Origin of the sequence: Aeromonas sp. ASNIH8 (genome assembly GCF_002919855.1) — a bacterium.
Taxonomy (GTDB): Bacteria; Pseudomonadota; Gammaproteobacteria; order Enterobacterales; family Aeromonadaceae; genus Aeromonas; species Aeromonas caviae.
Genome location: NZ_PQLN01000137.1, coordinates 1 through 8,278 on the forward strand (window position 1 = coordinate 1; position 8,278 = coordinate 8,278).

General features: G+C 64.6%; 5 protein-coding genes and 1 riboswitch. Of the genes, 3 read left to right on the forward strand and 2 right to left on the reverse strand.

The features are described from left to right. The first annotated feature begins 134 nt into the window (after positions 1-134). Together argA and lysC are read left to right on the forward strand one after the other, a co-directional pair. Complete coding sequence (gene argA / locus C3418_RS21720; protein WP_010674364.1) at positions 135-1,463, forward strand: amino-acid N-acetyltransferase; 1,329 nt, start codon at positions 135-137, stop codon at positions 1,461-1,463. Positions 1,464-1,572: 109 nt separating this feature from the next. Continuing rightward, positions 1,573-1,797: riboswitch (Lysine riboswitch) on the forward strand. 87 nt (positions 1,798-1,884) lie between these two features. Next, positions 1,885-3,237, forward strand: coding sequence for a lysine-sensitive aspartokinase 3 (gene lysC / locus C3418_RS21725; RefSeq protein ID WP_010674363.1), 1,353 nt, complete (start codon positions 1,885-1,887; stop codon positions 3,235-3,237). A gap of 116 nt (positions 3,238-3,353) precedes the next feature. Here the strand turns inward: lysC and C3418_RS21730 are convergent, their stop codons facing one another. After that, on the reverse strand, positions 3,354-4,448 hold the full coding sequence (locus C3418_RS21730; protein WP_041212861.1) for a hypothetical protein: 1,095 nt from the start codon (positions 4,446-4,448) through the stop codon (positions 3,354-3,356). A 251-nt stretch (positions 4,449-4,699) separates the two neighbouring features. Between C3418_RS21730 and C3418_RS21735 the strand changes: the two genes are divergently transcribed. Beyond that, a complete protein-coding gene (locus C3418_RS21735) occupies positions 4,700-6,970 on the forward strand; it encodes an LTA synthase family protein (protein ID WP_103859260.1) in 2,271 nt (756 codons plus the stop codon). A 478-nt stretch (positions 6,971-7,448) separates the two neighbouring features. On the opposite strand, the gene C3418_RS21740 is transcribed toward C3418_RS21735, so the two are convergent. Continuing rightward, complete coding sequence (locus C3418_RS21740) at positions 7,449-7,766, reverse strand: heavy metal-binding domain-containing protein (RefSeq protein ID WP_010674360.1); 318 nt, start codon at positions 7,764-7,766, stop codon at positions 7,449-7,451. Positions 7,767-8,278: the final 512 nt, after the last annotated feature.

Sequence of the window (8,278 nt, forward strand, 5' to 3'; positions counted from 1 at the left end):
CGCCTGCGTCTTCCCCTCCCCGCCCGCACTGGTCAAAATGGCGACAAAAAAACACCAAGTCGATATTTAGTCTTGATTTGTGAATTTATTTTCATATATTGGGCAAATTGCTGCTTTTTTATGGAATGAAACACGTGCGTGAACGCGAACCCAGCTTGGTCCATGCCTTTCGGCAATCCACCCCTTATGTCAATGTGCACCGGGGTGCCACCTTCGTCCTGATGATCGGCGGGGAAGCCATTTGTCACCCCAATTTCGCCAACATCGTCAGCGACATCGCCCTGCTGCAGACCTTGGGGATCCGCCTGGTACTGGTGTTTGGTTCGCGTCCGCAAAATGACGAGGCCCTGGCCCGCGCCGGCATCCAGGCCCAGTATCACAAGCGGATCCGGGTCACCGACGATGCCAGTTTCGCCATCATCAAGCAGGTGTGCGGCGGTCTGCAATACGACATCACCGCCCAGCTCTCCATGGGGCTCGCCAACACACCCATGCAGGGGGCCCGCATCAGCGTGGTGAGCGGCAACTTCGTCACCGCCCAGCCGCTGGGTGTGGATGACGGCATCGACTTCTGCCACAGCGGCCGGGTGCGTCGCATCGATGTGGAGGGGATCACCCGCCAGCTGGATCAGCACGGCCTGGTGCTCATCTCCCCCATTGGCTGCTCGGTCACCGGCGAGAGCTTCAACCTGAGCTCGGAAGAGGTAGCCCGCCGGGTGGCGGTGGATCTCAAAGCCGACAAGCTCATCTGCTTCAGCAGCACCCAGGGGGTAATGGACAGGCACGGGGAGGCCATCTCCGAGCTCTTCCCCGAGCAGGCCGAAGAGCTGCTGGTGGCGCTGGAGCAGGCGGGGGAAGAGATGTCAGGCACCGCCCGCTACCTGCGCGCGGCCATCGCCTCCTGCCGGGGTGGCGTACCCCGCTCCCACCTGGTGAGCTATCAGGACGACGGCGCCATGCTGCAGGAGCTGTTCAGCCGCGAGGGGCTGGGTACCCAGATCGTGCGCGAAAGCGCCGAGCGGGCCCGGGCCGCCACCATTGAGGACATCGGCGGCATCCTGGATCTCATCCGTCCGCTGGAAGAGGAAGGGATCCTGGTGCGCCGCTCCCGGGAGCAGCTGGAGATGGAGATAGACAAGTTCACCATCATCGAGCGGGACGGCCTCATCATCGGCTGCGCCGCGCTCTATTGCTTCATGGAAGAAGCCATGGCCGAGATGGCCTGCGTCGCCATCCACCCGGAGTATCGCAACTCCAACCGGGGAGACACCCTGATCGCCAAGGTGGCCGAACGGGCCAGGCGGCTCGGCATCCGTCGCCTGTTCGTGCTCACCACCCGCTCCATCCACTGGTTCCGGGAGCGGGGCTTCGATCCCCTGGAAGTCGAAGATCTGCCGGTGGAGCGCCAGCGCTTCTACAACTGGCAGCGTCGCTCCAAGGTTTTGTCCAAGACCATTTCGTAACTGATTGATCTTGTGCCTGGTTACCGTCAATTTTGTTCTTTTTTACGAACTCGATTGACAGTGCAATCCAGACCAAGGTATTTGTACATGCACGCCACCTGTCACAGGTGGCACCAGAAGAGGAGCGCTGCCCAGGCAGCCCAGGGGAGGACACCAGTGTCCGGTGAACTTGGGTCAGGGGGAGCAGCGCCGAGACGAGGCGAGTGACTGGACACCGCCACGTCGGCTGCGGGGGCTGAATCCCCCGGGTTGTCATCGGTAGTGGTCATCCCACACCGCGCCCCACTTGGGGCGGGTACGGGATGGGCTCTGCAGGTGGAGTGCTTCTGGCCGGGATCCTCGCGTTTTCCTGCCATTTTTTGCCTCCTCCTCTCTATTTGCCCGATGAAACCGGATTTTCACCTTGAGACAGGAGTATGCAATGAACCCGATCAATGTCGCCAAGTTTGGCGGAACCAGCGTCGCCAATGCCGCGGCCATGAACCACTGCGCCGACGTGGTGCTGGCCAATCCGGCGACCCGGGTGGTGGTGCTGAGCGCCAGCGCCGGCGTCACCAACCTGCTGGTGAGCCTGGCTCAGGGTGAACTGGACGAAGCCGGACAGGATGCCCAGCTTGCCAGGCTTGCCGACATCCAGCTGGCCATTCTGGCCGCCCTTGGCAACCCGAGCGACGTGAGCGCCCTCATCCATGCCCAGCTCGGCGACATTCGCACCATGGCCCGTCAGGCCAGTCAGCACACCGACGCCGAACTCGCCGATCGCCTCATCGCCTGCGGCGAGCTGATGTCCACCCGTCTCTTCACCGAACTCCTGCACCAGCGCGGGGTCAAGGCCCAGTGGCAGGATGCGCGCCAACTGCTGCGCACCGACAGCCGCTTTGGCAAGGCCACCGTGGATCTCGCGGCGACCCGCGCCCTCTGCCAGCAGGCGGTGGGCCCGTTGCTGGGTGACAGCCTGGTCATCACCCAGGGCTTCATCGGTGCCGACGGCGATGGTCGCACCACCACCCTCGGCCGTGGCGGCTCCGACTACAGCGCGGCCCTCCTGGCCGAGGCACTGGACGCAGGCAGCATCGAGATCTGGACCGACGTGCCCGGCATCTACACCACGGATCCCCGCCTGGTTACCCGCGCCCGCCCCATCCCCGAAATCAGCTTCGTGGAGGCGGCGGAGATGGCCACCTTCGGCGCCAAGGTGCTGCACCCGGCCACCCTGCAACCCGCGCTGCGCCAGGACATCCCGGTGTTCGTGGGCTCCGCCAAGGACCCCGCCGCCGGTGGCACCTGGATCCGCGCCACCACCCGCAGCAACCCGCTGTTCCGGGCCGTGGCCCTGCGCCGCCAGCAGGTGCTGGTGACCCTGCACAGCCTCAACATGTTCCACGCCTACGGCTTCCTGGCCGAGGTGTTCGGCATCCTGGCCCGTCACCGCATCTCGGTGGATCTCATCACCACCTCCGAGGTGAGCGTCTCCCTGACCCTGGATCACACCGGCAGCCAGAGCAACGGCGAACCCATCCTGAACGACAAGGTGCTGGCGGAGCTCGGCCAGCTGTGCAAGGTGGAAGTGGAGACCGGCTTCGCCCTGGTGGCGCTCATCGGCAACCGCATGAGCGAGGCGGCCGGGGTGGGCAGCCAGGTGTTCGACGCCATCCGCGAGCACAACATCCGGATGATCTGCTACGGCGCCAGCGCCCACAACCTCTGCTTCCTGGTCAAAGAGGACGAGGCGGGCCACATCGTCAACTGCCTGCACCGGGAACTGCTCGACTGAGTCGCCCCAGCGCTGGCACACAACGAGCCTCCTCCGCCCCATCACACCCGGGGCGGCCTTCCCCACTCAGCAAAGAGGGGCGCCGCGGCGCCCCTCTTGTCACTCTTCTTCCACCATCAGCTGGTGACCAGGGTAGCCCGGGTGGGCAGCAGATTGGCCCGGATCTGCTCGCGCAGCCCTCCCAGCCGTTGCAGCAACCCGGCCTGACCGAGCCCCGCTTCGTCAGGGGCCAGATTGTCCACCAGGGCCGGGAAGTGCTCCTGTACCGCCTGCTCCAGCCAGTCGAGGCGGCGCAGGGTGAGCGGGCCGCAGCTCTTGCCGCTGAGGTCGTCCAGGATGTCGAGCCGATGGCTGCGGTACATGTCGCGCCACCAGTTGGCCGCCAGCGCCTCGTCGCTTGCCAGCGCCGCACTCCACTCCCCCACCAGTCCCTGCATCCGCGCCAGCACGGGGGCGCTCGCCCCCTCCCGCGACAGGTATTGCAGCTCTCCCCTGGCCCAGGCGAGGCAGAGCTCGCGCCAGCGGCGAAACAGCGGCAAGGGATCCGCCTCGTCCAGCCAGAGCCCGGAGAGGGTGCGGGTTTCCAGCCGCTCAGGCACGTGGAAGTCGGGATCGGTGAGGCCGTTGGAATTGAACTCGTGCAGGGGATCGAAGGGCCACATGTAGCCAAAATCGAACACCGAGATATGCTGGCCGTCATCCAGCAGGTTGCCCGGGCTCGGATCCCAGTCAAACCAGCCCCAGCGGGCCAGCTCCGCCTCCACCGCCAGCATCTGCGCCAGGTTGCGCTCGCAGAGCGTGCGCACCGGCTCCCCCCGCAGCCAGGGGGAGACCAGCACCCCGGCCCGGGCGGAGCCGAAACTGGTGCAGACCACGTTGGAGAGGATGGTGGGGTGCAGCTCCCGCAGGCTCTCTATCTCCCGACGCCGCTCCAGCTCGGTGAGAAAGGCGGTCTTGCCGTCCACATTGGCCACCAGAGAGTCCTGGCGGCAGCGTTTCAGGCACCAGTGGTGCCCCTCCACCTTGAGATGGAACACCTCGGCGGTGAGCCCGTGACCGTAGACCTTGACGACGTCCGGGTGATCCTCGGTCAGCCGGACGAGCTGGGGCAGCGGCAGGGGGCAGTCCCGCTCCCGCCCGATCCGGATCTCTTCTTTGCTCTCCAGCATCTGGAGCAATCTGGCCTGACGCGCCGCAACTTTGGGATTCATACATGTACCTCCAACCGTTACTGAGAGACTAAACAGCGCCCCCCTCCCAGACCAGCAGCAAAGGCTCATGATGACGCTTTCATCACAGAATGAGTGCCCCTGGCAGATCGGGATCACAAATTGCTTCACTGTGCTCATCACGGAATATTCATCTTGTTGTCATTAAATTGACATCAAGGAACAAGCCACGCACCATCGGGTCAAAATAGAGGCAGTTGTCGCTGCCATGACCGCTCCAAGGATGAGCCCTTATGAATGCCCCCGTCACCGGCCACCGCCCCGCCTCCCAGCCCCTGGCCGGGCTGTTGCTGGGTCTGCTGACCGCCCTGCTGCTGCTGACCCTCGCCCTGCCGCTGCTCAACCCCGTCAGCTGGCTCGGGCGTGCCGCCCCCCTCATTCTGGGCCCGGCGGATCAGCCCATCGCGACCCTCAATCGCTACAGCCTGCTCTACAAAAGTGACAACCGGGGCTTCTATCTGGTGGTGCGCAGCCAGTGGCAACTGCTCAAACCCCTGCAGGAGGGGGACAAGGTGCGGGTGGAGCTGCTCAACGACAAAGGGGTGCGCATCGACCAGCTGAGCCAGGCGGTGGACAAGCGCCAGAAGTGCCGCAAGGAGCGCTGCACCCTGAGCCTCAACAGCGCCCTGCGCGCCCCCGACGACGCCCTGGACAGCCGCTACCAGCTGCGCATCGGGCTGCTGCTGGCAGACAGGCCGGAGAGCGCCGAATACAGCCAGATCCTCCAGACCCTGCCGGAGCGCGGTTTCAACCTCCTCTACCTGATGACCAGCCTGCTGCTGGTGCTGCTGGTGAGCGCCGCCGTGCTCAAAGCCCTGCTGCCGCGGCTGCGCCGAAGCTACCGCGCCCGGGTGGCAGGCAGCCTGCTGCTCGGCAACCTCACCTTCGTGCTGCTTCACGGCTTCGTGGTGTTCAAGCTGGGGGAATTCCTGTTCTGGTCGGGCTTTCGGCCAGAGCACTACTACCTCGCCTGGGGCAGCATGGTGCTGGGCTGGAGCCTCTGTGCCCTCGCGGGCTTCAGCCTCTATATGGGGCTGCTCTTCACCGCCCTCTCGGGCATCGGGCTGCTCGCCAACTTCATGAAGATCGCCATCTACGGGGTGCCGCTGGGGGGGGACGATCTGGGCAACCTGCTGGCCCTGCTGCACATCCTGCTCGATCAGCACCCTGTGGTGCCGGTGCTCGTCGTGCTGGGGCTCCTCTTTCTGGTGTGGCGCTTCGCCCTCTCCCGCTGGATCCTGCGGGGCTTGCTGCGCACCGCCGCCGCCACCGCCGCCTTCTTTGCCCTCTGCGTGTTCGCCACCCAGACCGGCAACAAGCTGCTCGGGGCCAACATCCGCTATGTGGACAGGGCGGTGAACTACCACAGGGACATCATCCGCGCCGGCCCCGGCCTCTACCTGTTCAACCTGGTGGACGAGATGCTGCAAAGCGGCAACGTGTTTCGCTACCCCTTGCAGATCAACGAGCGCACCCCGGAGCTGAGCCTGCCCGCCCAGCCCAGGGCTCCCCGCTTCGATCTGGTGATCGTGCTGCAATACGAGTCGCTCTGGCTTGACTGGCAGGGCCGTCTCTGCGCCCCCGCCCCCACCTTGAGCCTGCCCGCCAGCGTGGCCCAATGGCGCAAGACCATCCACTCCCCCACCACGGGCGGCATGACGGTACTGGCGGAGTTCGAGATGAACACCGGCCTGCCGGTGGGCCTGCTCAAACAGGGGGTGGTGCCCTACTACTACCTCTCAGACAAGGTGCCCGGCCTTGCGCGCAGCGCAGCCCAAAGCGGCTACCAGACCCTGTTCGCCCACCCCTATGTGGAGAAGTTCTGGGGCCGCGCCAAGGCGATCCCGGCCCTCGGCTATCAGGAGCGCTGGTTCGATACCCGCTTCACCGCCCTCGAGCACAAGGGGCTCTACATCTCCGACGATGCCCTCATCGATCACCTGCTCAAACGCAGCAACCAGGACGATCAGCCCCTGTTCGCCTACGCGGTCACCATGCAGGGGCACGGCCCCTTCGACGGGGATCGCTACCGGGCCCAGCAGCGCAGCGGCGCCTGCCCGGATCAGAGCCCGGCGGATACCCAGTTGCTCAACACCTACTACACCGGGGTGGTGGACGCCATGGCCTCCCTGGAGCGGCTGCTCAAGACCCTGGACAACTCCGGCAAGCGCTACCTGGTGGTGGCCTTCGGGGACCACCAGCCCTTCCTGATGTCGGCGGGCAAGGGTATCCACGGCACCAAACCGCCACGGGATGCCAGCTACCAGATCCCCATGATGGCCTTCACTCGGGCCGGGGACGGGCTGGATCTCGCCCGCCAGTTCGACCCGGTGCGCCAGCTCTACCAGATGGGCCAGGCCACAAGGCAGCTGCTGGCGGGGGACCTCACCCCCATCCGTGACCAACCCCTGCTCCACCCGGTGCTCGGGGAAGAGAAAGGCTTCGACCCCTCCCCCCTGGTGCCGCAGATCCGCGCCAGCTTCCGGCCCGATGCATTGCCCTGATCGATTGAGACACGAGGGACACAGATCCTTGCAACACTTCCGGCCCGATGCCCTGCCCTGATCCGCAGCGAACTAGCAGACGACAAAGAGGTCGCCCGGGCGACCTCTTTTTATGGGCGGGATGCGAGTACAGTGCCGCCTGCACCTCGCCATGTTCGTCCCGACCTGGGCTCTGCGACCCCTGACAGGTCATTTTTTTGTTTAGATATATCAAACGATAACTCATTATCGAATAGCAAAATTGAACAACTTTGCCGACCTTCAGGCCCCGTGCCCCCCATGTTCCCGCACCTTCTCCGGGCCGGGCCGCTTTTTCTCTCATTCCCGGCCAGCCCAGAACCATCGGGGCATTCGATACGTTCAGGCCTTGAGCCCCACTCACTTGCACCCACCTTTGCGCGTCACACCCAACAAAAAGCCGACCTCGGGGTCGGCTTGTGACGGGGCGTTTGGCCATGCAGGGCCGGGCACTGGCGGGCTAGATCACCACGGCGGTGCCGCTGATGCTGACCATCAGCATGCTGCCGTTCTGGCCCACCACCTCGTAGTCGATGTCGATGCCCACCACGGCGTTGGCCCCCAGCGCCTGGGCACGCTCCTTGAGCTCCTCGAAGGCGATCTCCCGGGCCCGGGCCAGCTCTTTTTCGTAGGCGCCGGAGCGACCGCCGATGATGTCGCGGATGCCGGCGAACAGATCCTTGAAGATGTTGGCGCCGAGGATGGCTTCGCCCACGACGATGCCGCGGTACTCGCGAATGGTCTTGCCTTCCAGGGTGGGGGTGGTTGAGAGGATCATGAGGTCTCCTGTGAGTTGGGCTGGGTGCGCGAAGCACCGTTGCCGTCATGGTAGCAAGGCGCTGGCCAAAGCATAAGCCCGGCGTGGTCAGGGGCTTCAAGCACAGCGCCCGCCAAGTTCATCAAGGAGCCATCCATAGGGCCTGTGTCATGCCACTTTCCCCCGCACAGCGACCTTGGGCACCGGTGCTGGGGAGAGGGCTTCCGGCCACGATGAAAGCGGGGCCTTGATGATGCAGACACGACGGCAGCTGCACCGGCCCTCTGCGTCTTCGCCCTGAACGGCGGCAGGCGCTGCCAGGAGCGACCCGCGTCGGCCATAAAAAAAGGAGAGGCAAGCCTCTAATGCCGATCAGTTAAGGATCCATTGACCGATCCTCAGGCTGTGTAAGAATCCGAAACTCCTTGTTGGGTTTCGGATTTTTTTATGCGTATCGACCAAGCTCTCGACTTCATTCACGCCTGTCCTCCCGGAAAGTTTGAGTCCCTGTCTGACCTGCTGTCACCTGTCCT